This window comes from Microcoleus sp. B6-A1 (assembly GCF_036705085.1).
In the GTDB taxonomy this organism is placed as follows: domain Bacteria; phylum Cyanobacteriota; class Cyanobacteriia; order Cyanobacteriales; family Microcoleaceae; genus Microcoleus.
Map to the genome: position 1 here is coordinate 1 of NZ_JAUBTU010000040.1, position 23878 is coordinate 23878.

The window sequence follows — 23878 nt, forward strand, 5'->3', positions numbered from 1 at the left end:
TCATTATTATCTCCGATGATTCACTTTTACTTCCTCAATCCGCGTATGTGCCAGTTGGGGGTGCGGAATGTGGGTTAGATCCCGATTCAGTGCGCGTTGCCGAATTTCCTTCTGCTAGATCAATCAAAAAACACTGATTTGTCCGGCGTTGGTCGAGCACCCTTTTGAAAGCGTTCCCAAGACTGCTTTAACTGAGCCGGCGCCGGATATTCTTTATCGTAAACCACCAGCACATTCGTCAAATTCCGTCCCGGTGGCAATAAAATCTGCCCCTGATGAGCCAAACCCACCGAAGCGCCCCCGTCCAAATTCATCGCTTCAAAACAGCCGATTGCCTGCATAACTTTAGCTTCTGCTTCCAAAGACAAACTATCAAGAAAAGTCACCAAAAATAACTTATCTCTCGAAGCCGGAAAGCCGATCGCCGTTCTCGAACCCACGCCCAAAACACCAGCATCTTTAAAACCTTCCGACAAAGGAGACAGCCAAACTTTCCCCGCTTTAACCAATCTCGGCCCGCAAGTCAGAGAAAACCAATGTTGACTCCAATCCGGCTTACCTTCAATCCTAGCCGTCACCATTTCCAATTGATTTCCGGCTTTAATTCCCAAAGTCGTGCCGTAATTTTCCCATCGGCTGTATTTCTGAAACTTACCCGCCGCCACCATATTTCCCAGCACAGATTTCTGCTCATCTTTACCAAAAAAAGTCCCGTTAGCAACAACAGCAGCCCGGTAACGCGACACCATATTTTCAAAAGGTTCGTCGCCCCGCGTGACTTTAGAAGTATTTGCAAAGTCTGCATTATTAGCTAACCCAATTGTGAGATAAATTTCGGGGTCTGCGAGGTCAATAGTTGTGAGATAAAAACTTGCGCCAGCTACATTTTGGCTGCTGACTTGTACGGGTTTTGCTTGCTTAGCAGAACGTTTGATAATTTGAGGTTGAGACGGTTGCGTGACCGGAGAATTTTCGGGCGATTTTACAATAGGATTACTCGGCAGAGGTTGATTGGTTTTTGCCCATTTTACAATGGGATTGGTAGGGAGAGGTTGAGGAGTTTGATTTGATTGTATACTTGATAAAAAAGCGAGTGACTTTTGCCACAGTTGAGCCGCCAGAGTCAAGAAAGTATCTCGGTTTTGGGCGATCGCAAAATAGTCAGCCGCAACCCGCGCCAAAGCTATACCCGTTAAAAATAAAAAAGTGCGCCGCAGCATCGGGCGACAACCTTCAGACTGTTTGCGTTTAGACATAAAAAATCTCAGCTAGGATAGCGAACAGATACATTTAACCCGGTAAATTCAGGACTAAGCCAGAATTTGCCGTGTATGGCAAGATAGAGAAAGCTGCAAGCTTTTCTATCAGGGAGGTATCTCTCAAAGCTTTCAATAAAATATTGCAAGCGCCATTGAAATCTCTGTCCAGAGTGTGTCCGCATTCTGGACATTTAAAGATTTTAGACCCGTTTAATTTAGTGTGGATATGTCCACACTTTGAGCAAGTTTTCGATGTGTACTCTTCTGTTACGTCTACTACAAAGCCCCCATGTTTAGCGGCTTGATGCTTCAACATTTGTTTAAAACGATAATGACTCAAAGTTACCATCGCTCTAGCTGTTTTAGTTGCCAGTCTGCGCTTGCCTTTCTTGACCATTTGTTGCGTTTCAAAGGTCGGCAACAAAATTAATTTGTATTTGACTGTCAAATGTTTAGCAGCTTTTTTGTGCAATTCATTGACTAAGTTTTTAATCTTAATCCGAATTTTTGCTGCTGACTTTCTCAAGCAATACCTCAACCGCTTGAGTTGCCTTCCTTTGCTCAACCCTATACGTGACATTAATTTGTCTAGATGTCTTGCCAGTCGATAGATACGACCGATATCATTCTTTCCTATTTCGATAAATTCACTGCCGTCAAAGCCAGTAATAAAAGTTCTCACGCCGGGGTCTAAAGCAATAGCTAAATCGCTTTTAATCGCTTCTATTTTAGGTGCATCAACAGCATAGCAAATAAACCATTGCCCGTCGCTCAAGCTTAGTGTTGGTTCGTGTTGCATTTCTTCAAAAATAGGCTCCGATGCTTTAAAGCTTAACCCCTTAGTAGACAGCGGATAAAAAGTCCCGGATTTCCAATTACACTTTTGGAACCTGATAGTCTGAGATGCGTCGAAACGGCTTCTAAACTTTGCTATTCCTTTTGACTTCTTAGCTGCTTTATGTGCTTCAAAAGCTTGAAATACTGCCATTTGTCGCGGGTTGTAAGGTTGCTCTGATACCCAAGCAGGAGCCAAGTCCATTACTTTTTTTCTTAAGTCGTACTTGCCAATTCTTTCGTTTTTAACAATAGCAATTGCTTGGTTGTAACACCATCTACTTGCTGCAATCCAAGTCCTCCATTTCGCTGCTAGCCCGATTTCCGGGTAAACTCGGATCTTCTTTGATAGCAGATTTGTATTTTCGGAGTCCGTAGAGTCGGCAACTGAAGACGTGGATGATGGCAAGGATATCTTCAACCATTTCTCGCTCTGGAGACAATTCACTTCTACTGAGAACCATGAGTTCGCAATCGTTCTGCTCGCAGATCCATTTGATGAGGTCGCCACCAAACCGGCACAGTCTGTCTTGGTGTCCGACCACAACTGTTGAGATAGATCCTGACATGATTTGTCCCAAAAGGGCAAGCAGTGATTTTCTTTTGAAGTTGAGTCCGCCTCCGATATCTTTGAAGACTTTAGCTTGCGGGTAGAGACTTTGGAGGTAGCCAACTTGTCTTTCGAGGTCTTCTCGCTGTTTGTAGCTGCTGACTCTGGCATAGATAGCTGTGACTCGGTTGTGTTTTGTTCCGAGAACGCTGTCAATGTCGTAGCGGCGCTGGTTGGAGGGAGTTCTGATTGCTGATATTTTGTCGGCAAGCTCCCAGTTTCTAAGCGTTTTTTCTGAGACTTGCAGGATTTTGCAAGCTTCTCGCGGTGTGACATATTTGGTCATCGGTGGCGGTAGAATGTTCTTAATCTAAGTTACCACCATCTACCAGCATTTACCGGAAAATTCCGGAAAATTATTTATTTCACATTAACAGTTTTCTATGGCTGTGACTATAGCGGTTCTCGGAAAGATGAGGTATTCACCAATTAATTAAAAATTCCCCAATCCCCCAATCTAAAATCTAAAATCTAAAATCTAAAATCTAAACTTGTACCTCATCTATCTGAGAAAGGCTATATAATGGGCGATCGCCTGAATTCTGAAACTACCAGTAGCAAGGTGCGCGCTTACGCACCTTGCTACTAATTCAAAACTCACAACTATTTGCCTAGCCGGTATTCCGCATCCCCGCAGCAATTCCATTAATCGTCAGCAGAGCTCCCCGCAACAATTCACCCTTGCTGTAACGCGAGTGAATCACCCCCGGAACCCCGCCACTACCGTGCTGCCGCAAGCGTTTCAGCAACGAAACCTGCAACAAACCCAAAGGCACAATCGTCGCATTTCGCAACTGCACCGATCGCTGCAGCGATGGATCTTCGTCCAACAAACGTTGGTGTCCGGTAATCGTTAAAACCAAATCGCGAATCAAGTGAAATTCGGTCGCAATTTGATCGAATAAAGCCTTAAAACGCTCCTTATCAGCAGGCAAAGCTAACTCCTGCACGTAGTGTTCTGCAATCTGCAAATCCACCTTCGATAAAGTCATTTCCACCTTAGAAATTACCATTCTAAAAAACGGCCATTTCAAGTAGAAATACTGCAAAAGTTTCATGTGTTCTTCCGGTTCCTCTAGCAAAAACTCTTGCAAAGCTGTACCGACACCGTACCAAGAAGGAAGTAAAAAGCGGCTTTGAGTCCAGCTAAACACCCACGGAATTGCTCGCAAACCGCTGATGTCTTTTTTGCCACCGCGACGGGCCGGGCGAGAACTAATTTGCAACTGGCTGATTTCTTGAATCGGGGTAACTTGGTGGAAGAAATCGACTAAATCCGGCTGTTCGTAGATTAAATGGCGGTAGTGCGATCGCGATCGCGCCGATAACTCCTCCATAATCTCATTCCAAGGGTCGATGCCATCAAAACCAGTGTGCAGCAAACTCGCTTGAATTACCGCCGCCGCCACAGTTTCCAAATTGTAAAGCGCCAACTCCGGCAAAGAATATTTAGAAGCCAAAACCTCGCCTTGTTCGGTAATCTTAATTCGCCCGCTAATACTCTTTCCAGGCTGAGCCAAAATTGCCTTGTAAGCAGGCCCGCCGCCGCGCCCTACCGAACCGCCTCTGCCGTGAAAAATCCGCAACTCTACATTGTATTTTTCCGCAACCATTTGCAAAGCCTTTTGAGCTTTGTGAATTTCCCAATTGCTGCTGAGGAAACCCGAATCTTTATTGCTGTCGGAATATCCCAGCATCACCTCTTGCAATTTAATAATTTCGATTGGGCATTTGAGATTTTCTGCGTTTTTTTCCGCTACTTCCTGCGCGTATCCTCCTGTTAGCAAAGCCCGATAAAGCGGCAGTTCAAAGATTTGCTGCATAACTTCCGGCGCTTTTTTCAAATCTTCCACCGTTTCAAACAGGGGAACTACTTGAATGTTGCTAATTCCTGTCGCCGGATCGTAAAGTCCGGCTTCTTTTGCTAACAGCAAAACGGCCAGTAAATCGCTGACATCGTGGCTCATGCTAATCACGTAAGTTTCGCAAATTTCCGGGCCAAACTCCTGCTGCATTTGCCGCAATATTCGGAAGGTATTGATCGTCTCGCAAGTTTTGGGAGAAAATGGCAATTCTGCTGGAATTAAAGGGCGGCGAGTTTGCAGTTCCGTTGCCAGCCAAATAATTCGATCGCATTCCGACATTTGATTGTAAGGCTTGGGCAAAATTTGCAAGTATTCAGCAATTTCGCTCAAAGCCTCGGAGTGTACTGTTGACTCTTGGCGGATATCTAGGTAAGCCAAATTAAATCCGTAAATTTCTACTTGGCACAGCAGATTTTCCAAGTCCCGACAGCTCAAACCTGTTTCCACTAAATTGTGCTCGATGAGCTGCAGCTCGGTCAAAAACTCAGCGCCCGATCGATAAAGGCCCGTCATTCCGGGATGTTCTGACAAAGCTTCGCGCTCCCGCTGCAACTCGTCTCCTTTGTAGAGCCGCCAATTGCGATCGCGCGTATTTTCCAGTCGCTGCTGCACGTAGGCCAGCTTCAACCGATAGGGTTCTTGCCGATAGCGAATCGCCCACTGCTCGTAAACATCCGGGAATTCCGATTTGTCGCGATCGAGAGATTCCAGCAATTCCGGCAGCACGTCGCTCCAGTGCAGCGACAAACTCAAAAGTTCGTTCAGCCGTTTCACCGCGCTGATGTACTTCTCTAGCACTAAGTGGCGCTGATAGCAAGCCGTTTGCCAAGTAACTTTCGGAGTCACAGAAGGATTGCCGTCCCTGTCCGATCCCACCCAAGAACCGAACTTGCAAAAATTGTAACTAGGCGGTTTCAGATAAGGGTAAGAAGCGTGCAGAGCTTGCTTGAGGCGGTGGTAGAGTTCGGGAATAGCATCAAACAGAACTTCCTCGAAGTAGTGGAGAGTGTATTCCACTTCGTCAAGTACAGTCGGCTTGAACTGGTGCAGTTCGTCAGTGCGCCACCAGAGACGAATTTCTTCCATCAGTTGCTCTTGGAGAGCCGCCGCTTCCCAGCAAGACACCGGGTAGGGGCTTGGAGAGTCGGCCCCGATCACCTGAAATTTCTCGTCAACTTGGTCTAGCTGTTGGAGAATCTTCGCCATTCGTCGCTGCTTGGTGCGGATCGTGTGGCGAACAATTTCCGTCGGGTGAGCGGTGAATACCAAGCGGATGTCTAACTGATCGATCAAGCGCTGGATTTGCTGGCTGGGCACGTTCAAGCGCAGCAGCATCGGGAACAGTTGGTGAAAAGTGCCGGCATCTCGGGCGATCGTCTCGCCGCTGTCTGCACCGCGAGGAGCCATTTGGGCTGGGACTGGGCCTTCCCGGTGGCGCGGGCGATCGGGGGCATCAGTTGCTTGTCCTGGCAGCTTAGAAAACATCCGCCCACCAGCATCGTTGCTGCTAGCGTAAGCTAGCTGTTGGTCTCGCTGTTCGTAGTGCTGTTCGACAATGTTGATCAACTGAAAATACAGTGCAAAAGCCCTAGCGGCACGGATGGCGGCGTTGAGGTCGAGCTTTTCGATTAGCTGTACGACATTCGACTCGCGAAAGTGAGTGGCTTGTCCCTCGGCGGAATTGACTGATCGCATTTGTTGGAGCAAATCCACCAATTCCTGTCCGCACTCCTGTCGCAGCACCGATTCCCACAAGTCCTCTACAACTTTGAGGCGATTTCGCAGAAACAGGTCTGATTTTGAGTAAGCGGGAGAATGGGAAATAGATGTTGCATCAATAGCCTGTTCTGAAGACTGGAGGACTGAACTCATCGGGCTGTTCCTCAATAGCTGCGGGTGTCTGTGAAAATTGTATGGTTTAGTTTCGCCTAAAACACTTTTGTTTGCAGTCAAATCTGAGACAACTTATTGCAACGTAGAAAGTAGAAGGCACTTATGTACAAATTATAAGGAAAGATTAATTCTCAAACCACAGATTGTACCTATTGTCAAGCTTTCAGATCACTTGACTTGCGATTTGAGATTTTAGACGATCGGCGTGAGACGATCGGCCAGAAGTGAGTTGAGTCGCGCCAAGTCGAACAATTTGAGATTTACTCCAAAGAAGAATCTGGGAAGTTGAACTAGGGTCGAAAATTTTTATCTGTCCCCGACTCCTGTCGCGGGCTGGTATCCGTTTTTGGGCAGGGTCAATCGATTTGAGATTTGAGATTTTCGATTGACTTGCGCGAGATAAATGCTCTTTCTTGAGGATTTTCGATTTGAGATTTGGGATTGATTCCACGGATAAATCACGTGGCGGGTACCACCTTTGAAATTCCTGGTCACAAAATTTAACTTCTAGCTGCAGCATCCTTCCTTGGGCTTTCTAATCCTGTGATTGAGGAAAGTTGAGTACGGGAAGGCGCGAACCCCGAAAGACTTCTTCGCTTTCAACGCCGATCGACGCAACAAACTCAGCAGCAGCTTTAGCCACCACCAACCCGCCCAGCATGGGTAAGGCGACCAAGCTCAATAAAATGTCTGAGGGAACTGGCAACTTTGGACTGTTAGGTGTTTGAGTTTTGAGCAAGTCTTGGTTTTCCGACGGCATAAATTCCTCCTGTGTCAATCCGTAATCCTCAGTTTACAGGGCAAATAATCATCTTGACCGCTGTTTTCTGACTAATAACTTCTGAGATCAAAATGTGACATCCGACGAAAGATATCCTGCAAGCGATCGTCCCCCCGTAGACAAGTCTATAAATATCTTGTCGCGAGATCATAAGCTCGCACTCGGAAAAAACGCTTTGTATAAAATCGGGATACTCCCCGAAGGCGCTCGTGGGACTCTCTCCGCGGAGCATGGCGAAACCCCAGCACTACAGTCAGAAAATAATAGACATTTCCCGAAAAGCCAGTCTTGAACAGGCATTCTGCCTGTTCCACAAGAATTATGAGAGAGGTTTAATTATTATTCGGATGCAAACGGAAACGATATGACTAATGACGAATAACTTCTTGCTTGGCTTAATTTGGACTTATCTGTGCCAAAATGTCGAGGTATTATCAAAAAAATATTCCCCAACGACTCGAAGCCGAGGGGATACAAGGCAAGACACTAAGTCCAGCATGGCTTAAACCAGACAAAACGGTGAGGCTCGGCAAATCAAATAATTGTCTGTAAAATCTGTAACTGTGCTATTTCTAGAAAACAAAACCAGCTTTGGCAAAATTTAGAGTTTCATGTTGAATGCGAACGGGAGCATATTGGCAGACAATCGATCGAGCGCCTCGCAGTGGGCCGGGGAAGCTTTAGGGCTTCCCGAAGTTCAAGTACAAGCGCGTTTGCGGGGAAATCACCTGCACATTTTGTGCGAAGCAGCGCAGTGTCCGTCTCAAGAATTGGTGACGGCGAGATTTACCAACGCCCTCGAACACACTGATTTAACGCAACTGCTGCCCGATCGACCTAAAATTTACCAGTTGTTTCTGTGCGGCCGCAAAATCGGTTCCCGACAAAATGACTGGACAGTCCGGCTCGATTGCAGCAGTCCCAAGCGACAGCAACAGCCACAGCAACCGGAACCAAAAGTTGCCGAAGTGCCCCCGCCAGCGAGTTCCCCCGACGAACCGCCAGCAAGCCCTAAAAGAGGCGGATTTTTCGGCAAATTTAAGAATGACAACCAGAAACTCAAACAGACACCAAAACCAGTAGAAACAGCAGCCCACCCGCCGCAAGTACGGGAAGAACTGGATTTTGACGCCGACAGTCTGCCCATCGCCTCCCGCATTGAATACCCAGAAGCTTTTGAAACTTCCCCCGTGACGATCGACACTTCGGCTGCTGCGACGCGGGAAGCTTTTAGTTCCGCCGTTCCCCCGCAGCAGAAAGCCAACCGTGGCGCAGTGGCTTTGATTCAATCCCCCCAAGCTGACTCAGGCGAGGGCGATCCTGATGGAACATTAACGGTTTCGCCGGAAACCTTGGCGCGCCGGGGCTATCCAGATGCGATCGCCAGCTATCTCAGCGAAATCCTAGGGCCGATGGGAGTTTCGGTGAAAGTAAGCATTCGCGAAAAAGAACTCAAAACCAGCCGAGAAACCCTGCCGGTGAATGGGCCGGAAAATATCAAGCCCAAGGAACGCCGACTGCTGGTGCTGTGCGAGTCAGCTTACAGCCCAGACCCCTCATTGCTGGCCGAACCCATCGCCGGCAGGCTACGGAAACTGCAACTAGAGGATTTCCGGGAAGCCGTGATCGCCAGCCAAGTCAGCGGCGAAGCGAAGCCGGACTGGCTGCTGCGAGTGGATTTGACTTCGCCGGACAAAATTCTTAAGGAATGGGCCAGGTGGGGAGACGTACAGTCGATCGCCAAACTGCTAAATCAACACTTGGCTGCATCGAGAGTCGAAGTGCGAGCTACCCTCAAAGAAGCAACCCTCCATCTGTTTTGCAGCAAAACTGCCAAAAAAGGACAAAAGCCTAAAAGGCAAGAATACCCCGACAAGCAGCAAACCACCGACGCGATCGCCCCTTTGTTAGCCTCCTTTGCACCCCAAGGCATCCGCGCAGCTACAATCTACGGCGTAGAACCAGCCAAGGACTCTCAGGCGGCGCCGGAGTCCCCCGTGTGGATAGACTGGGTAGACTTGCCAGCAGCCCACCACCCCGACTTGGCTGCGAACGCTAGAACGCTGGCGATCGAGGGCGACCAATTGGCTTTGACTTTTTTATTGAACAGGTTGCTCAACCCCAATCTCAGACGCAAGCTGGAAACAGGAGGGATTCGGGCTGTCGTGCTGCAAAAAGCCAACGTGCTGCACGTCATGACAGAAGCTCTGACTTGCCCTTCTCAGTCGAAGATAGGCCAGCCGGTGGTCAAATTTTTGCGACAGTTACAAATTCCGGGAGTGGCAGGGGTGCGAGTCTACGGACGGCGCGCCGGCCAGAAACTGCCTCTGTGGCGCTACGCAATCGACCTCAGAACGGCTGTTGACGAGGAATCAGCGACGGCACCCGCACCGGTTCCCTCGCCAGTGGCGGTGTTGGAAAAAGAACCGGTGCCGGAGTTTGCGCCGGAGGAGGATGGGAGTTTTTCGGGTTTGGGCGACAATTTGGTGTTCGATGCTCCGATGCCCAACTCCTGGCGGCCGCGTTTCAAAATCAGACTCCCCGGATACAATCTGGGCGAGCAGTTAGTTCAAGCTGCCGTGCAACCGCTTGTCGCTTCGGGTTTGTTTGTTCCCAACGATGGTTTATCCACGAATGCTGCTGCGCCCGGTGGCGTGAGAGCCGATCGCGCCGCAGGCATGGCTGTGATTTGGGCGATCGCCGGCTGTCTGCTGACTTTCAATACCGATTGGCTCCTCGGTCTATTTCTGCAATCTGCGACGGTCAGTCAAGCTCCTAGCGTCTCGGAAGTTTGCAGCGGCCCAAATTGTCAAAATTCAGCTCCCAAGGCTTCTGGCGACGTTACAGCCCGACTTCCGAAGGAAACCCCGAACCCCGTTCCCGCTGCTGAGGAGGTGAATTTGCCTCAAACTCCGTTGCAGCCGTCCCCGGAAGCCAACCAGCAAGAGGCTTTCAATGGCTCTGGGTTTACGAAACCGGGAAATACTAGCGTTCCTGTAGCTGATGTTTCTGCTCCTCCGGTGTTCCCGACTTTGAGGAGCGAGCAGCTTGACGATCAGATAGCGCGCTATCAAGAGTACATTCACCTGCACAAAAAACCGCCGGATATTTTAATTGTCGGTAGTTCGAGGGCGCTGCGGGGCATCGACCCGGCGGTTTTGGAAACCGCTTTGGCAGCTTCGGGCTACCCGGGGCTGAGGGCTTACAATTTTGGGGTTAATGGAGCTACTCTCCAGGTTGTAGATTCGCTCATCCGCCGGATTTTGCCGCCGCAACAACTGCCAAAATTGCTGGTGTTGGCGGATGGGGCGAGGGCTCTCAACAGCGGGCGGCCGGATTTGACTTTTAACGCGATCGCTTCTTCGGAAGGTTACAGACAATTGAGCCGGGGTAGTTTTCTGATCCGCACCAATCAATTAGAATCCGAAACATCGAAGGAAAGCGCCAACAATCCGGTGGCGACTGCGACTGAATTGGTGAACAATTTGGGAGAAGCTCAAGCTAATGTTCAGCAATTGGTGAGTCAAAAGTTGGTTGATGGTTCTGCAACTTACAAAAAGCGCGATCGACTTAAAGGGTTTTTGCGATCGATCGTTAATCCCTCAGCCCCTGTGGCAACCGACAGCCCCCAAACTGTAGCCCTGGGTGAACAAACTACGGAAAATGCCCAGCCCACTGCTATGAGTAAACCAGTCAGCGAGTATCAACCAAATGGCTTTTTGCCGATCGATATACGCTTCAATCCCGAAACTTACTTTCAGAAGCACCCGAAAGTATCTGGTTATTACGACTCCGACTATCAAAATTTTAAATTGGTAGGCGAACAAGCTCTAGCACTCAAAAATCTGATCGAATTTACCAAAGTTCGCAACATCAATCTGGTGTTTGTTAATATGCCTCTGACTGAAGATTATTTAGACCCGGTGCGGACAGGTTACGAACAAGAATTCCGGCAATATATGCAAGAATTAGCAGCTCAAAGCGGACTAATTTTCCTAGATAAGAGTTTATTGTGGCCCCAGGCGCGGGAATCTTTTTCCGACCCCAGCCACCTCAACCGTTACGGTGCAGTTGCAGTTTCTAAGCGCTTGGCTCAAGATCCCATGATTCCCTGGCCGGCGAAACAGTAGTTATAATTTTTGAGTGGTGAGTTATTTTAGAAGTTAAATGCTCCCAACGTTGCGAGTGCGACGCGACTATCTCAAAACTATTCTTTCCTGCGGCTGGACACTGAAAATGAAAAGATTGATATTTCCTGAAAATAGCAAAAATACACAGATAAAAAAGCCTAGAAAAAATCTGCCTTTGATATTTTTTATATTATCTTTAGCATTTTTCTTTTTCAGTTTGTATAAAGGTTTCTTTTTACCTTTAGCTTTATCATCTGGGCCGCCCAGCAACGAACAAAGTAGCGAACAGCCAACTCTGGCACCCTTTGAAGAGGTTGTCAAAGACGCGAAAAAGTTAGAGGGACTATTTACTCTTTACCGCAATCAAGCAACTGATAAAGTATATCTGGAAATTAAACCGCAACAACTCGACAAAAAGTTCCTGTGCTTTGTGACATTGGCATCGGGTTTGGGGGAAGCTGGCATTTTGAGCGGAATGCCGATCGGCGATTTCTTGTTTCAACTGCGGCGCGTCCAAAATAACGTGCAGTTTGTGATACCAAATATAAATTTTCGCACAAGTCCGGGCGATCCGCAAGCAGGTTCGGTAGCACGGGGATTTAGCGAGTCGATTCTCTATTCTTTGCCTCTCAAAAGCATTCATCCGCAAAGACAAACTCTGCTAATCGATTTAGGCGATTTGCTGATGAGCGACAAACGCGATTTACCAGGGGTAAAAGCGATTTTGCCGATGCTTTTGGGCGCTTCGTACTCGATCGATGCAGATAAGTCTTCTTTTAAAGATGTTAAAGCGTTTCCGCTGAATGTGGAGATTGCTTCGGTCTATGGTTTTTCTAGCGATAATGACAGTGAGCTTAACTATTTACCTTCGATTCCTGACAGTCGGGCTTTTAACCTCCGCATTCACTACAGTTTCTCGGAAGTGCCGCTAAATAACGGCTACCGCCCCAGACTTGCGGACGAGCGAGTGGGCTATTTCCTTACAGCATATAAGGACTTTTCTGACAAGAGCAGCCGGGAGCCTTTTGTTCGCTATATCAATCGCTGGCATTTGCAAAAGCAAATCCCGACGGCGCCGATGTCGCCTCCGGTACAGCCGATCGTCTTTTGGATTGAAAATAATGTGCCTCCCGAATACCGAAACGCAATTCGCGAGGGAGTTTTGGAGTGGAACAAAGCTTTTGAAAAGGCAGGTTTTACTGAGGCAATTCAGGTCAAACAAATGCCGGACAATGCTAAATGGGACCCGGCTGACGTTCGCTACAATACTATCCGCTGGTCGAGTTCTTTTGAGCCTCAGTTTGCCGGCATCGGGCCGTCTCGTACTAACCCCTTGACGGGGGAAATTTTGGATGCTGACATTCTGTTGGATGCTAATGTTGTCCGGGAAATCAAACAGGGCTATCGGTCTTTGGTGGAACAAAATCGATCGCTATCTAAGAGTTTTCAAGGGCGAAACGGTTCTAATACCAATCCCTGTCAGTTCGGGATGTATTCTCGCTATTTGAATGTGCTAGAAAATGGGGATTTAGGAAAAAGCAGCGGGGACAATGCTCAAGGTGGAATGGCTGATGATTTGCCGACTTTGGTAGAAAGATACCAAGAGCAAAAGCGCTCGCCTTTATCGCGGTTGATGTCGAGTTCGGATATGTGTTTTGGGTTGGAATCGAGCCGCCAGTTTGCGATGGGGGCAATGTCGATGGATCTGTTGGAAAATGCAGCGCCTAGCAGTGGGGCGATTGACAATTATGTTAATCAATATATCAGATATTTGGCTGCGCACGAAGTCGGTCACACTCTTGGTTTGAGGCACAATTTTCACGGGAGTACGATGCTGCAACCGGAGGATTTGAACAATACTCAGGTAACTCGCACGCAAGGTATGATTTCGTCGGTGATGGATTATGTGCCGATTAATTTGGCACCCCAGGGAACTGTGCAGGGCGACTATTTTCCAACGATTGTAGGGCCTTACGACGATTGGGCGATCGAGTATGGTTACAAGGTGATTGGCGGCCGGGACCCCAACAGCGACTTACCAGCGCTGCAACAAATTGCCAGCCTCGCTGCCCAACCCCAATTAGCTTACGCGCCGGATGAGGATTCTGTTGATATTCTTGACCCCGCTGCAAATACCTTTGATCTCAGCGCCAATATGCTGAGGTATTCGCAATGGCAATTGGATAATGCTAGGGCGATGTGGCAGCGTTTGGAAAAGCGAATTCCGGTTGGGAAAGACGGTTATAACGAACTGCGGGTGATGTTTGATTCGGTGTTCGGGTATTATGTTCAGCAGGTGATGAATGCGACTTTGTATGTGGGGGGGCAGTCGTTTAATCGGATTCGCCCTGGAGATACTAATGGGAAGTTGCCGTTTGTGCCGATCGAACTTTCTGTGCAGCGAGAAGCATTAGCAACCCTTGAAAAGTACGTTTTTGCGCCGGATGCGTTTAGTTTTGCGCCGGAATTGCTGAATAAATTGGCGCCTTCGCGCTGGGAACACTGGGGAAGTCCGGCTTTGGTGTTTCCTCTAGATTACCCGATCGGCGATCGAATTACTTTTTTGCAGCGGTTTGTGTTGCGGGTTTTGCTATCTCCGATGCGTTTGGCGAGACTGCGGGATGCAGAGTTAAAATCCGCGCCGGAAACTGCTTTGAGGTTGCCGGAAGTGTTGAATACTGTGCAAAAGGATATCTGGCAAGAGGTTTTGCAGCCGGAAAAGAAGATGCAAATTTCAACTTTTCGGCGTTCTTTGCAGCGGGAACATTTAGCAATTTTGATCGGAATGGTGCTGCGAAAAACGAGTGTTCCAGAGGATGCGCGGAGTTTGGCTTGGTATGAGTTGCGGCAGTTGCGGGAGGGTTTGAGCAAGAGTATTCGGAATTTGGATCGGAATGCGGATGCTTATACGCGGGCTCATTTGGAGGAAACGCGCGATCGAATTTCTAAGGTTTTGAATTCGCAAATTCAGTCTAATTAATTTTATATAGGGCTTACGCATAGGGGCCCAGAAACCGGGTTTTTTACGAGAATATTTCGTTGCAACCCGCAGATTCGGTAAAAAACCCGGTTTCTTAGAATCTCAGTCAAGTTAAAATAATTAAGTAAAGAAACCAGGTTTTCGCATGATCGGTTTTGACTCAAACACGGAGGAGATTATCCAATGGCAACCACAAATCAACCCGTAGATCAATGGCGTGAAACGTTGGAGAAAATTCTCCAATACTATGCGGATCTTCCTTATACTTATGGGGAGGTGATTACCTATGTGGTGGTCAGCCGCGATTCCTTCGGAAAGCTTCGCTAACGCAACCATTTTATGCTGATACATGAAGGTTGGGAAAATCATCTGCGAGTTCATGGCTATGTGGTTCATGCCGAAATTCGCAATGACAAAATCTGGATTCATTATGATGGTATTGAAGACGGCATCACTGATGAACTCGTCGCCTCTGGCGTACCCAAAGATCGGATTGTTCTGGCTTTTCATCCACCGGAAGTCCGAGAGTACACTGGATATGCGATCGCATAGTTTCTCCTCCCTCTTGACGAAAATTTTAGATAATATCAGCTTGATAGCGTATATCGTACCTTAATAATTTTTTGGCAATATGGAGTACCTTACAGATAAGTTAGAAACACTAAACTTCTGTCATGGCAAGAATTTGAGCGATGGTTAATACCAACTGAGGAAAAGTTGGAGAAACAATAATGGCTTCTCCTTGATATCGCTGTGCCTGATATTCACCATCGATTAAGCGGTTGATAGTCACCGTAGACTGTTTTGGAGAACCAATATACTGAACGCCTCCCAACCCTGCATAATCAACGATCCAATACTCCAGGATTCCTAAAGTTTCATACTCATTCAATTTGATGCGGTAATCATCCCGCCAATTCGTACTGACAACTTCGATCACCAAGGGAGGTGGAATATAGGCAGCAGCAGAGGCAGAACTTTGACGCATTCTGACCCATTCTTCCTTGGCAAACACCACAATGTCGGCTTTACGACTCGATTCACTTTCACCCGGGGCAGCGTTCAATCTGACTTGTTTACTTTGTCGAGGAACGTAGGGAAGGTTCAAGGATTGGCAATGATCTACCAAGAGACGACATAAACCATCGACGACATCCTCATGTTTGGCTGTGGGTTCACTCAGGGGCATGGCAACTCCATTGACTAGCTCAAATGACCTGCCGGAGTCGTCATCCCAGTTGAGAAATTCCTCGAAGGAAAGGGTTTTTTGGGCGATCGCAACCATTGATATTAACCTTTTGCGTAGGTTGGCTCTCTGTTGTCTGTTTCCAGCTTAACGTGAGGTAGAGAGATAGATCGCTGCTCTTGTAGGGTGCGTTAACGAAGTATACCGTAAACTTTGACACCTCTTCTCGTTTTTACTGCCCGCGCCCTGGTTTGGAATCTACGAAACCTAATGCTTCTGTGTCGAGAAAACTGGCGATCGAAATGGCGATCGAAACTGCGATCGGATATTCAATTTCCGCAGCACGCGCGATCGGAGCCGCTTGAATTCGTTCTGGCAAGCGTCTCAAAATGACTTCGGCATCAGCAGGAGAAAGTTGTTGTTGAAGTTTGGCTTGCATGGCATTCACCTGTCAGTGTCTAAGCTTCCTTTTGCAGCCATTGATTTTAATGATAACAAGACTGGTGTGGGCGATCGCTCCTGGTTTTTAGTCGAAATTTGCGCTACAATAATAAATTAATCTGGCATATGACTTGGGCGAGGGTAGCTAGATGGTTAGCTGGATTCTAGAAGATGGTGTATTTGGCTGCTCTATGGCTCCACTTGCAACGGAGATTCGCAAGCAAGGACACAATGTTAAGATTGTTGACTATACCAGAGGCATAACAGACTATCAACGCTTCTTTCCCCAAACAGAGTGTGTCATCTTCTATGGGTCACTCTATATAGCTGAACAGATTATCAGTTGGGATTTGTCTTGGACACCAGGAATTATCGGGACTATTGAACATTATCATTGCACAGCCTATTATCCTCATCTTAAACCTTGGCTGTTGAATGCAGGGGGTTATATTTGGCCGCTATCAGAGTTGTCTTCCTCTGTGGTTGAAAAGCCTAAATTACTTTTCAACATTGAGGAGAGTAAACGTTTGTTTATCCGTCCCAACAGTCCACTTAAACCTTTTGCAGGTAGTCTGTATTCTCCTAGAGAAGTGACGGACTTAGACAGTTTTATGAAACGCCATTACCTCGAAGACCCGAACATTTTGGTGGTGGTTGCACCGGAACAGTCCATTGAAGCAGAATGGCGAGTGATTATTGCCGAAGGGCAAATCTTGTGTGCTTCTCAATATCGGCAGATTGAGAAACCTTACTATCAATCCGGAATGCCTGAGATTGTGCGACAAGTAGCAGAAGCGGTGGCGCAACAACAATGGCAGCCTGACCCAATTTGGGTTCTAGATCTTTGTTGTTCTGGTAATTTGGCTTACGTTCTAGAGATTAATTTTCTATCGTGTTCAGCCTTGTATCAGTGTGATTTGAGCTTAGTTGTGAGAGAAGCATCAGAGGCGGCCTGGAAGCGGTGGGTCCAGAAGCAGCAAGGGATATAATATTTGGCACCTTGCGATCGAACGTCAAAATTACCCGTTGCTCAATCGATCGAAACTCACACCGCGATATAATTCCTCGATCGCCACTTCAAGCTGAATACTCTGAAATATCGTCACCCAAAGCCTGCCTCAATCCCCACAACTACTTGCTTCCGGCAATAACTACGGTAGGGGGCGTTGACGAATTTGATCGCGCTCCACCACCGTAAACCGTTCCTCAAATTGCAATCCTTCGGTCTGTAATAAATTTAACAATATTGATGCTGGTTCTTCCGGCGTGTGAGGACGAAACCGCAAATAAATGACACCTCTTGGCGAGCGCAGCCGCAAGCGATAAATAAGTTCGCCGTAATCGCGATCGAACGTCAAAATCACCCGTTCCTCATCCGCTGCACGAGCCAGAACCTCGGAATCCTCAATACCTGGAGAATCCTCGGTAACAGAAGCGACTTCAAGCTGCGCTTGCCGTAGAATTCGTACACTGAGGAGTGGAAAATTTTCATTTGCCAGAAACCGCATTAACTTGCCTCAGCAAACAGTAAAGGCGTGTAAAATACGTCTTCTTTGAGGCACTCCGCCGCGAAAGCAAACACAGCTTGTAAAGATTCAGCATTAAGTGTTGGGTAGTTTTCTAGAATTTGTTGCTGCGTCCAACCTTCTGAAAATAACCCTAGAACGAACTCCACTGATATTCGTGTCCCCTTAATTACAGGCTTGCCAAGCAGAATTTTAGGATTTGAGTGAATGTGTGCTTTCCAGTTCATAGCCAGTGCGCCTCTATAGGGTTTTCATCTATTATCAGCATAGTTAAAATTATAAAATTTATGACCGCAGCAATATCTATTGACATTGGTACGCTCATTACACGCACTCCCGGACTGCATGGTGGATGTCCCCACATCGTCGTCGGTAAAGGCGTTACCATTCGCCGCATCCTAACCTGGTACAAGCGAGGATTGAATGCTGAAGAGATTTGCGATCGCATTTCTCATCTCACCCTCGCCGAAGTCTACGCCGCACTCACCTACTATCATGCCAACACCCAAGAAATTGAAACTTATTTGCTCAATCAAGCAGCAGAAGCCAAGGGTCTTGAAGCTTTGCACAGCAACTTTGGTAAATATGAAATGCTAAGATAATAAATCATACATCGCCCACAGAAAAATCTACAAGATAATCACTATCCTCAAACTGGGAAAGAGAAACTGATGTTTACCGGATAAATTTAGGGGGTGTAGGAGGAATATCGGCAATGAAGTAAAGTTTGGTAACAAGACTCAACACTTGTGCTCCTTAACTAAACTGTAAAGTTCGAGCTCTTCAAACTGCCCTCGGTGAAAAACACGCTGTTTTTGGCTACCTTCCTGCGTCATCCCCAGCTTTTCTAGCACCTTAGCCGAGGCTATATTCCGCCTGAGACAAGTTGCATAAATGCGATCGAGCTTTAATGTTTCAAATATTCAAGACTGATTTAGTGTAATTGATTCGTTTTTTTCTCAAAAATTATGTCTGCTAACACTGCAAAAAATCATTACTTCCGATTGGCATTGTTTTGGGCGTTTCTGGGTAGTTTGGGAAGCTTGGCGGTGTTCCCTTATGCCCTGTCTCTCAATCCGGCACTAAGTCAATTGCCTGCACCGCTACCTGTTGTGGCGATCGCCTCCGCCCTGCAAACCGGAATTTTTCTAATTCTCTTTTGTTGGATTGGGCTTCGCCTCGGTAACTCGATCGGACTTGATACCCCCATAGCTCGTGCTTTGGTATATCGACAGCCTTTCGCGCCAATATCTAAATCTGCCCTTAACACGGCGCTAATTGTAGGCTGCATCGGTGGAATCGTCCTGATTGGATTGAGTTTAGGGTTTGAACCTTGGATGCCGCCAATGGCTTCAACAACTGCGTTAAAAATTGACCTCTGGAAACGCATATTAGCTTCCTTCTACGGAGGCATCACCGAAGAACTCTTGCTGCGACTGTTCGGTATGACATTGATTGCGTGGCTACTTTGGAAGATTTTTGAGCGAGACAAACCGCAACCCTCTACATTGATTTTTTGGCTGGCAATTGTGGCGGCGGCAATATTGTTTGGTGTGGGTCATTTGCCTGCGGCTGCCAATCTCTGGGGACTAACCCCAATCGTGATTTTCCGAACCATTTTGCTCAATGCCCTCTTAGGGATTCCCTTTGGTTTTCTTTACTGGCGTTGGGGATTAGAATATGCTATGTTATCTCATTTTTTGGCCGACTTGGTACTGCACGGAATTGGAGGAAGTTAGCAGGAGATGGAAACAATGCAATGGTACAATGAACCTTTACAATGGCATGAGGATAACGATGTTATCCACATTACCGCCGACGCAAAGACTGACTTTTGGCGGCACACTCATTACGGATTCATTCGCGATAACGGCAACTTTTACTACCGTCAAGTCTCAGGCGACTTTACAGCCGAAGTCAAAATTACTGGTTGCTATCGATCGCTCTACGATCAAGCAGGATTGATGATTCGAGAGAGCGAAAATATCTGGCTCAAGTGCGGTATTGAGTTTGTTGAGGGAGTGCAAAACGTGAGTGCGGTTGTGACACGAGACTATTCCGATTGGTCTGTTATGCCGCTTGAAGTGCCGCCTGTTTCCCTGTGGCTGCGGGTAAAGCGCCGAGCTGAAACGGTGGAAGTGCTATACTCGTTGAATGGGTCAGACTATTCAATGATGCGACTGGCCTATTTAACTGAGTCACCAATCGTTCAAGTTGGGTTAATGTGTGCGGCTCCCCAAGGTGAAGGCTTTGCAGTCGAATTTGAAGGCTTTAAGCATAGTAAGCTGAGCTAATGTGGATGGTAAAAAAACCGATTTCGGCGCCACTCCATATATAAAATTAAAATTAGGGGTGAGTGCTTTTCACTTACCCCTGCCATTTTTTCTCTGCTTTTTAACAAACAAATTGCAGCAAGAAATCGCCACAAAAGAGGAGCAATTGCTACTAGATAGCCTTGTCGATACTCAGCGACAAAATCGTGAATACTCCCAGCAAATGACCTGCGCTCATGCAAGCCAGAAATGCTGGTACGCTAACATTGTTGAACAAAGACGGGAAGGGCAAAGGCATTTTTGGCCCGACGTGGGGATACCAAATTCGGCGGCTGAGAACTAGCAATGCTAAGATATTGCAAACAAACATCACTAGAGGCTTTTGCCAATTTCCTGATGCTGTGTCAGTCACAGTCGATGCTACTACTGCCAGTAAATTTGAGTTAATCATCGTTGATGCTCCTATTTTTCATAAATTATCAGAAATGCTCGATGAGATTTCTTGCCAAAAATACAGCAGGGGCGATCGCCTTTACGTAATAAATATCTGTTGCTATTAATATTAACCGCGCCAGCGACAGCGCCCCCACCCGTAATTATCTAATCACAGCAAGAAGTCTTTTAATGCCATTCAAAAGTAACGAAAGATACAAAGGGACAAAACCATACTCGCTGCCATTTGTAACTTTTAGCCTGTCGGGCAGTGGCGGCATTTCCTCACGCTGCCAGACAGGATAGACTGCTCGTCATTACTGAGCAATGTAGGTAGGCAGAAAGTGGAGAATGTCGCGCAGAACGCTATATCCAGCAGCATCCCAGAGCAAATAAGCTAAGAAACCGATCATCGCTAAGCGACCGTTCCAAAGTTCTGCTTGCGGGTTGAAGCCAAACAAAAAGGCATTCCGATCTTTGCCGTTGTAAGCATTAGCTGTAGGAGGCAGGTTAGTAGGACGAGTTTCCATGTTTTTACATTCCTTAACAATGTTCGCTTCTCATGGTAGCGGCCTAATTTCTGCTTTGCTATCTGTCTCTAGGCTCAAGATACACACAAGTCTAAAGGAGGATTTTGAAACGGAAAAAAAAGTGTTAACTTTTGTTTCGCGATATTTTTCAGCGATCGCCTGTATCTGTAGATACTAAATACAACTGCAAGTTGAGATTGCTGCTGTGAAAAGCCCGATCGCCCCGTAGCGACAAACAACGGCGCTGGTGACTCGACAATACTGAAGCCGCCAGCTCCTAGACGCAAGAAAATTTAGTAAATTTCAACTTAAAACCCGAACACGATCGCCCTTGAGTTAACTAAAATAGGAGATAAACAGATCGATCGGGAGAAACAGTTATCGAAACCATCTACGGCAATCTTCAGGGTTTAAAGTCCAGCCAGCTCAAGCAACTCGAAAAGCTTTACCACCAGCGACTACCGGGCGATCGCATCACCACTGCGGAATTCGCCCAGCGCGTCGCGGCCATCAGCACGGAAATAGACAAACCAATCTGCACCTACATCAACCGCCGCGGACAAGTAATTCGCGTCGGGGTGGGTTCACCCAGGCAAACGCAGATTGCGCCCCTAGAATTACCCCGGTATGGGGGAGGTCGCCTCAGCGGCATTCGCTGTATCGCCACCCACCTCAAGCCAGAAACCCCAAGCGAAGCAGCTCTCACCGCAATGGCTATTCAGCGCCTGGACGCCCTGGTTTGGCTGACACTGACGGGGGGAGGATTTCAGCGCCGCGGCGGTGGTGGGACTGGTTACATCCAAGAAGCTTATCTCGCTCACCTGATACCCCAGGGAGACCAGCCAAATTTTGAGTTCTCTGTTTTGAGCGCTCAGTTAGAACCAGATTCAACTGATGAAATAGAAGAGCCTTCAATTCCCAAGTCACTAATTCAAAATCCACACTTTCCCTGGAAAATATCAGAACCGCTGAATTTGGACGAACTCGCCGACCAAGACTTTCTGGATTTGGTGGAAGGACTCGAAGCAGAGTTTCAAGCAGAGTTTGTCGCTAAGCAGGTCGATGCAGACCAAGATAAAGTGCTGTTAGTAGGTGTCATGACTCAGCACATGACTCAGTTGGAGTTTGAGGACGGCCTGGCAGAAATCACGCGGCTGGTTGAAAGCGCCGGCGGTCAGGTACTGCAAACAGTGCGCCAAAAACGATCGCGCCCCCATCCGCAAACAGTCGTCGGCGAAGGCAAAGTTCAGGAAATTTCCCTCACCGCTCAGACGATTAGCGCTAACCTCGTTGTATTCGATCGCGACCTGTCCCCCGCACAAATACGGAACTTGGAAACTCAGATAGGTCTTCGCGTTGTCGATCGAACAGAGGTAATTCTCGACATCTTTGCCCAAAGAGCTCGATCGAGCGAGGGTAAATTGCAAGTCGAACTCGCTCAGCTAGAGTACGCCCTGCCCCGGCTCAGAGGTCGCGGTCAGGCAATGTCGAGACAGGGTGGCGGTATCGGTACCAGAGGCCCTGGGGAAACCAAACTAGAAACCGAACGCCGGACGATCGCCAAACGCATTTCTCGATTGCAGCAAGAAGTAAATCAACTGCTGGCGCACCGCTTCCGGCTGCGGCAGAATCGGCATCATCACGACGTACCCTCAGTGGCGATCGTCGGCTACACCAACGCGGGTAAATCGACTCTGCTCAACCTGCTCACAAATTCCGAAGTCTATGCCGCCGACCAGTTATTTGCCACCCTCGACCCCACAACTCGACGGTTGACCATTTCCGGCGTCACCGGGGAACCCCTGTCGATCGTCCTGACAGATACAGTGGGCTTTATTCGTGAACTGCCTCCCGCTTTGATCGACGCTTTCCGGGCTACCCTCGAAGAAGTCACTGACGCTGATGCTTTGCTGCATCTCGTCGATCTCTCCCATCCCGCGTGGCAGAGCCAAATTCGATCGGTGATGAATATTTTGACCGATATGCCCGTAACTCCCGGCCCAGCCCTTGTAGTTTTTAACAAAATTGATGCCGTGGATGGAGAGACTCTCGCCCTCGCCCGAGAAGAGTTTCCTCAAGCCGTATTTATTTCAGCGGCCAAAGGTTTGGGGATGGAAACTCTCCGCGACAGACTAGCTCAGCTCGTTCAATACGCCCTCTACCCTCGGTAAACACTTAAATATTCCTTTTGAATAGTTGACATGGGGGAATATACGTACATATACTGAGGACAGATCTAGTCGAACTATGAGATTATAAAAGAGTAGTCAGATTGTGCATGGCAAAGTACAATACAGCAGCTCTATTTTGCGATCGGTTAAATAAATAATTTCCGGAGGCCGCGGTCAAGGTCAAAACACTCTTTGTTAATGGCTGTAAGGGCTGTTGGTTCAGAGGTTGCAAAAAGATGTTGCTTCACTCTGGCCCAACCACGGTACGCGACGTAAAAGTGAAAGAGAATAATATTATTATGAAAGTGTTTGGGCACTCACCTCAAGCGCTATACTATCTTTTACAGACGTCGGCCAGAGAATACATCCATTTATTGATTGTAAGAACTCTAAAATCCTTGCCCGTCGTACAGCGCTAATCTCTAGGACTATTTCTATTTTTCGATTTTACCACTGTTTAACTAAATAGTTATGTGTACGCCACTGGCAAAACTAGCAATTGGACTCTCTGCCACAATGGCAACAGCGTTTTACTATCTAGCTGCCGCCCCTCCGGCTTCAGCAAAAGTAGATGTGTGTGGGCCTTTTAATTACTCTAGTGCCTGTCTCCCCGACCCGGAATCAACACCCCCCAGCCCGGAACCAACACCAACGCAACCAGACCCACCATTGGCGAGTCCGGGGAGTTTGTCCCAAATATACAGCACACCTTTGAGAAACGCATCATCAACTGCTATTCCTGAACCGGGTACTGCGATCGCAGTCCTACTGACAGGTGCAGGAATGATCTGTTCGTGCAGAAAGAGAAACAAGCAGGTTGGTCCGCAGCGCTAGGCAGGCTGATGACCAACCTGTTTGCCTTCAAAATGTCTCCGTTTTTTTAAGCGTGAGTATTTGTTTACTTAAATTTATATAAAAAATAACTTGACACCTAGCTTGTGCGCTGCAAATAGAGCCGGATGTTGAA

Annotated in this window: 22 protein-coding genes; 10 read left to right on the top strand and 12 right to left on the bottom strand. The window is 47.5% G+C overall.

The window, feature by feature from the left end:
* Positions 1–119 precede the first annotated feature (119 nt).
* From QUB11_RS16405 to QUB11_RS16425, 5 genes are all read right to left on the bottom strand, one after another.
* Positions 120–1256 carry a phosphodiester glycosidase family protein gene (locus tag QUB11_RS16405; RefSeq protein WP_333204640.1) on the bottom strand — a complete coding sequence of 379 codons (1137 nt, stop codon included), beginning with the start codon at positions 1254–1256 and terminating at the stop codon, positions 120–122.
* A gap of 34 nt (positions 1257–1290) precedes the next feature.
* Entirely contained in the window at positions 1291–2448 is a 1158-nt protein-coding gene (locus QUB11_RS16410) for a transposase (RefSeq protein WP_333204739.1), read from the bottom strand.
* Positions 2372–2989 (bottom strand): IS607 family transposase, encoded by a 618-nt coding sequence (locus QUB11_RS16415; RefSeq protein WP_333204642.1) that lies wholly within the window; start codon positions 2987–2989, stop codon positions 2372–2374. The genes QUB11_RS16410 and QUB11_RS16415 overlap by 77 nt, the downstream gene beginning before the upstream one ends.
* Before the next feature lie 325 nt (positions 2990–3314).
* A complete protein-coding gene (gene ppc, locus QUB11_RS16420) occupies positions 3315–6440 on the bottom strand; it encodes a phosphoenolpyruvate carboxylase (protein WP_333204644.1) in 3126 nt (1041 codons plus the stop codon).
* A 556-nt stretch (positions 6441–6996) separates the two neighbouring features.
* Positions 6997–7239: a hypothetical protein gene (locus tag QUB11_RS16425; RefSeq protein ID WP_333204646.1), complete on the bottom strand. Its 243-nt coding sequence runs from the start codon at positions 7237–7239 to the stop codon at positions 6997–6999.
* Positions 7240–7853: 614 nt separating this feature from the next.
* Here QUB11_RS16425 and QUB11_RS16430 point away from each other — a divergent pair.
* The 4 genes from QUB11_RS16430 (at position 7854) to QUB11_RS16445 (ending at position 14904) form a co-directional block, all read left to right on the top strand.
* On the top strand, positions 7854–11372 hold the full coding sequence (locus QUB11_RS16430; protein ID WP_333391196.1) for a hypothetical protein: 3519 nt from the start codon (positions 7854–7856) through the stop codon (positions 11370–11372).
* Positions 11373–11478: 106 nt separating this feature from the next.
* Positions 11479–14352: a zinc-dependent metalloprotease gene (locus QUB11_RS16435; RefSeq protein WP_445300779.1), complete on the top strand. Its 2874-nt coding sequence runs from the start codon at positions 11479–11481 to the stop codon at positions 14350–14352.
* A gap of 183 nt (positions 14353–14535) precedes the next feature.
* The gene (locus QUB11_RS16440; RefSeq protein WP_333204652.1) at positions 14536–14679 is read left to right on the top strand and encodes a hypothetical protein; all 144 of its coding nucleotides are present in this window, start codon (positions 14536–14538) and stop codon (positions 14677–14679) included.
* Positions 14680–14691: 12 nt separating this feature from the next.
* Positions 14692–14904 carry a XisI protein gene (locus tag QUB11_RS16445; RefSeq protein ID WP_333204654.1) on the top strand — a complete coding sequence of 71 codons (213 nt, stop codon included), beginning with the start codon at positions 14692–14694 and terminating at the stop codon, positions 14902–14904.
* A gap of 109 nt (positions 14905–15013) precedes the next feature.
* Here the strand turns inward: QUB11_RS16445 and QUB11_RS16450 are convergent, their stop codons facing one another.
* Both QUB11_RS16450 and QUB11_RS16455 read right to left on the bottom strand, forming a co-directional pair.
* On the bottom strand, positions 15014–15637 hold the full coding sequence (locus tag QUB11_RS16450; protein ID WP_333204656.1) for a Uma2 family endonuclease: 624 nt from the start codon (positions 15635–15637) through the stop codon (positions 15014–15016).
* Positions 15638–15770: 133 nt separating this feature from the next.
* The gene (locus QUB11_RS16455) at positions 15771–15977 is read right to left on the bottom strand and encodes a hypothetical protein (RefSeq protein ID WP_333204658.1); all 207 of its coding nucleotides are present in this window, start codon (positions 15975–15977) and stop codon (positions 15771–15773) included.
* Between the two features lie 151 nt (positions 15978–16128).
* Here QUB11_RS16455 and QUB11_RS16460 point away from each other — a divergent pair, with 151 nt between their 5' ends.
* Positions 16129–16968 carry an ATP-grasp domain-containing protein gene (locus tag QUB11_RS16460; RefSeq protein ID WP_333204660.1) on the top strand — a complete coding sequence of 280 codons (840 nt, stop codon included), beginning with the start codon at positions 16129–16131 and terminating at the stop codon, positions 16966–16968.
* Between the two features lie 162 nt (positions 16969–17130).
* Here the strand turns inward: QUB11_RS16460 and QUB11_RS16465 are convergent, their stop codons facing one another.
* A complete protein-coding gene (locus QUB11_RS16465; RefSeq protein WP_333204662.1) occupies positions 17131–17487 on the bottom strand; it encodes a DUF5615 family PIN-like protein in 357 nt (118 codons plus the stop codon).
* The gene (locus QUB11_RS16470; RefSeq protein WP_333154900.1) at positions 17487–17732 is read right to left on the bottom strand and encodes a DUF433 domain-containing protein; all 246 of its coding nucleotides are present in this window, start codon (positions 17730–17732) and stop codon (positions 17487–17489) included. Before QUB11_RS16470 ends, QUB11_RS16465 begins: the two co-directional genes overlap by 1 nt.
* Before the next feature lie 60 nt (positions 17733–17792).
* Between QUB11_RS16470 and QUB11_RS16475 the strand changes: the two genes are divergently transcribed.
* Positions 17793–18107: a DUF433 domain-containing protein gene (locus QUB11_RS16475; protein ID WP_333204664.1), complete on the top strand. Its 315-nt coding sequence runs from the start codon at positions 17793–17795 to the stop codon at positions 18105–18107.
* A gap of 138 nt (positions 18108–18245) precedes the next feature.
* Here QUB11_RS16475 and QUB11_RS31295 read toward each other — a convergent pair whose 3' ends face one another.
* Positions 18246–18428 (bottom strand): GNAT family N-acetyltransferase, encoded by a 183-nt coding sequence (locus tag QUB11_RS31295; RefSeq protein WP_445300780.1) that lies wholly within the window; start codon positions 18426–18428, stop codon positions 18246–18248.
* Between the two features lie 45 nt (positions 18429–18473).
* Here QUB11_RS31295 and QUB11_RS16480 point away from each other — a divergent pair, with 45 nt between their 5' ends.
* The gene (locus tag QUB11_RS16480) at positions 18474–19244 is read left to right on the top strand and encodes a CPBP family intramembrane glutamic endopeptidase (protein WP_333204666.1); all 771 of its coding nucleotides are present in this window, start codon (positions 18474–18476) and stop codon (positions 19242–19244) included.
* Positions 19245–19259: 15 nt separating this feature from the next.
* On the top strand, positions 19260–19799 hold the full coding sequence (locus tag QUB11_RS16485; protein WP_333204668.1) for a DUF1349 domain-containing protein: 540 nt from the start codon (positions 19260–19262) through the stop codon (positions 19797–19799).
* Between the two features lie 151 nt (positions 19800–19950).
* Here the strand turns inward: QUB11_RS16485 and QUB11_RS16490 are convergent, their stop codons facing one another.
* Both QUB11_RS16490 and QUB11_RS16495 read right to left on the bottom strand, forming a co-directional pair.
* Positions 19951–20229 (bottom strand): Photosystem I reaction center subunit PsaK, encoded by a 279-nt coding sequence (locus QUB11_RS16490; protein ID WP_333204669.1) that lies wholly within the window; start codon positions 20227–20229, stop codon positions 19951–19953.
* A 298-nt stretch (positions 20230–20527) separates the two neighbouring features.
* Positions 20528–20740 (bottom strand): chlorophyll a/b-binding protein, encoded by a 213-nt coding sequence (locus tag QUB11_RS16495; RefSeq protein WP_333041855.1) that lies wholly within the window; start codon positions 20738–20740, stop codon positions 20528–20530.
* Positions 20741–21318: 578 nt separating this feature from the next.
* Here QUB11_RS16495 and hflX point away from each other — a divergent pair.
* Positions 21319–22911 (top strand): GTPase HflX, encoded by a 1593-nt coding sequence (gene hflX, locus QUB11_RS16500; protein WP_333257124.1) that lies wholly within the window; start codon positions 21319–21321, stop codon positions 22909–22911.
* 471 nt (positions 22912–23382) lie between these two features.
* Positions 23383–23745: a PEP-CTERM sorting domain-containing protein gene (locus tag QUB11_RS16505; protein WP_333204671.1), complete on the top strand. Its 363-nt coding sequence runs from the start codon at positions 23383–23385 to the stop codon at positions 23743–23745.
* Positions 23746–23878: the final 133 nt, after the last annotated feature.

Bases quoted from the DNA above. Each gene is read 5' to 3' on its own strand.
- QUB11_RS16455 (WP_333204658.1), bottom strand. From the start codon at position 15,977: ATGCAAGCCAAACTTCAACAACAACTTTCTCCTGCTGATGCCGAAGTC.
- QUB11_RS16450 (WP_333204656.1), bottom strand. From the start codon at position 15,637: ATGGTTGCGATCGCCCAAAAAACCCTTTCCTTCGAGGAATTTCTCAAC.
- QUB11_RS16495 (WP_333041855.1), bottom strand. From the start codon at position 20,740: ATGGAAACTCGTCCTACTAACCTGCCTCCTACAGCTAATGCTTACAAC.
- QUB11_RS16435 (WP_445300779.1), top strand. From the start codon at position 11,479: ATGAAAAGATTGATATTTCCTGAAAATAGCAAAAATACACAGATAAAA.
- ppc (WP_333204644.1), bottom strand. From the start codon at position 6,440: ATGAGTTCAGTCCTCCAGTCTTCAGAACAGGCTATTGATGCAACATCT.
- QUB11_RS16430 (WP_333391196.1), top strand. From the start codon at position 7,854: ATGTTGAATGCGAACGGGAGCATATTGGCAGACAATCGATCGAGCGCC.
- QUB11_RS16470 (WP_333154900.1), bottom strand. From the start codon at position 17,732: ATGAACTGGAAAGCACACATTCACTCAAATCCTAAAATTCTGCTTGGC.
- QUB11_RS16490 (WP_333204669.1), bottom strand. From the start codon at position 20,229: ATGATTAACTCAAATTTACTGGCAGTAGTAGCATCGACTGTGACTGAC.
- QUB11_RS16505 (WP_333204671.1), top strand. From the start codon at position 23,383: ATGTGTACGCCACTGGCAAAACTAGCAATTGGACTCTCTGCCACAATG.
- QUB11_RS16480 (WP_333204666.1), top strand. From the start codon at position 18,474: ATGTCTGCTAACACTGCAAAAAATCATTACTTCCGATTGGCATTGTTT.
- QUB11_RS16405 (WP_333204640.1), bottom strand. From the start codon at position 1,256: ATGTCTAAACGCAAACAGTCTGAAGGTTGTCGCCCGATGCTGCGGCGC.
- QUB11_RS16475 (WP_333204664.1), top strand. From the start codon at position 17,793: ATGACCGCAGCAATATCTATTGACATTGGTACGCTCATTACACGCACT.
- QUB11_RS16440 (WP_333204652.1), top strand. From the start codon at position 14,536: ATGGCAACCACAAATCAACCCGTAGATCAATGGCGTGAAACGTTGGAG.
- QUB11_RS16460 (WP_333204660.1), top strand. From the start codon at position 16,129: ATGGTTAGCTGGATTCTAGAAGATGGTGTATTTGGCTGCTCTATGGCT.
- QUB11_RS16465 (WP_333204662.1), bottom strand. From the start codon at position 17,487: ATGCGGTTTCTGGCAAATGAAAATTTTCCACTCCTCAGTGTACGAATT.
- QUB11_RS16445 (WP_333204654.1), top strand. From the start codon at position 14,692: ATGCTGATACATGAAGGTTGGGAAAATCATCTGCGAGTTCATGGCTAT.
- QUB11_RS16415 (WP_333204642.1), bottom strand. From the start codon at position 2,989: ATGACCAAATATGTCACACCGCGAGAAGCTTGCAAAATCCTGCAAGTC.
- QUB11_RS16485 (WP_333204668.1), top strand. From the start codon at position 19,260: ATGCAATGGTACAATGAACCTTTACAATGGCATGAGGATAACGATGTT.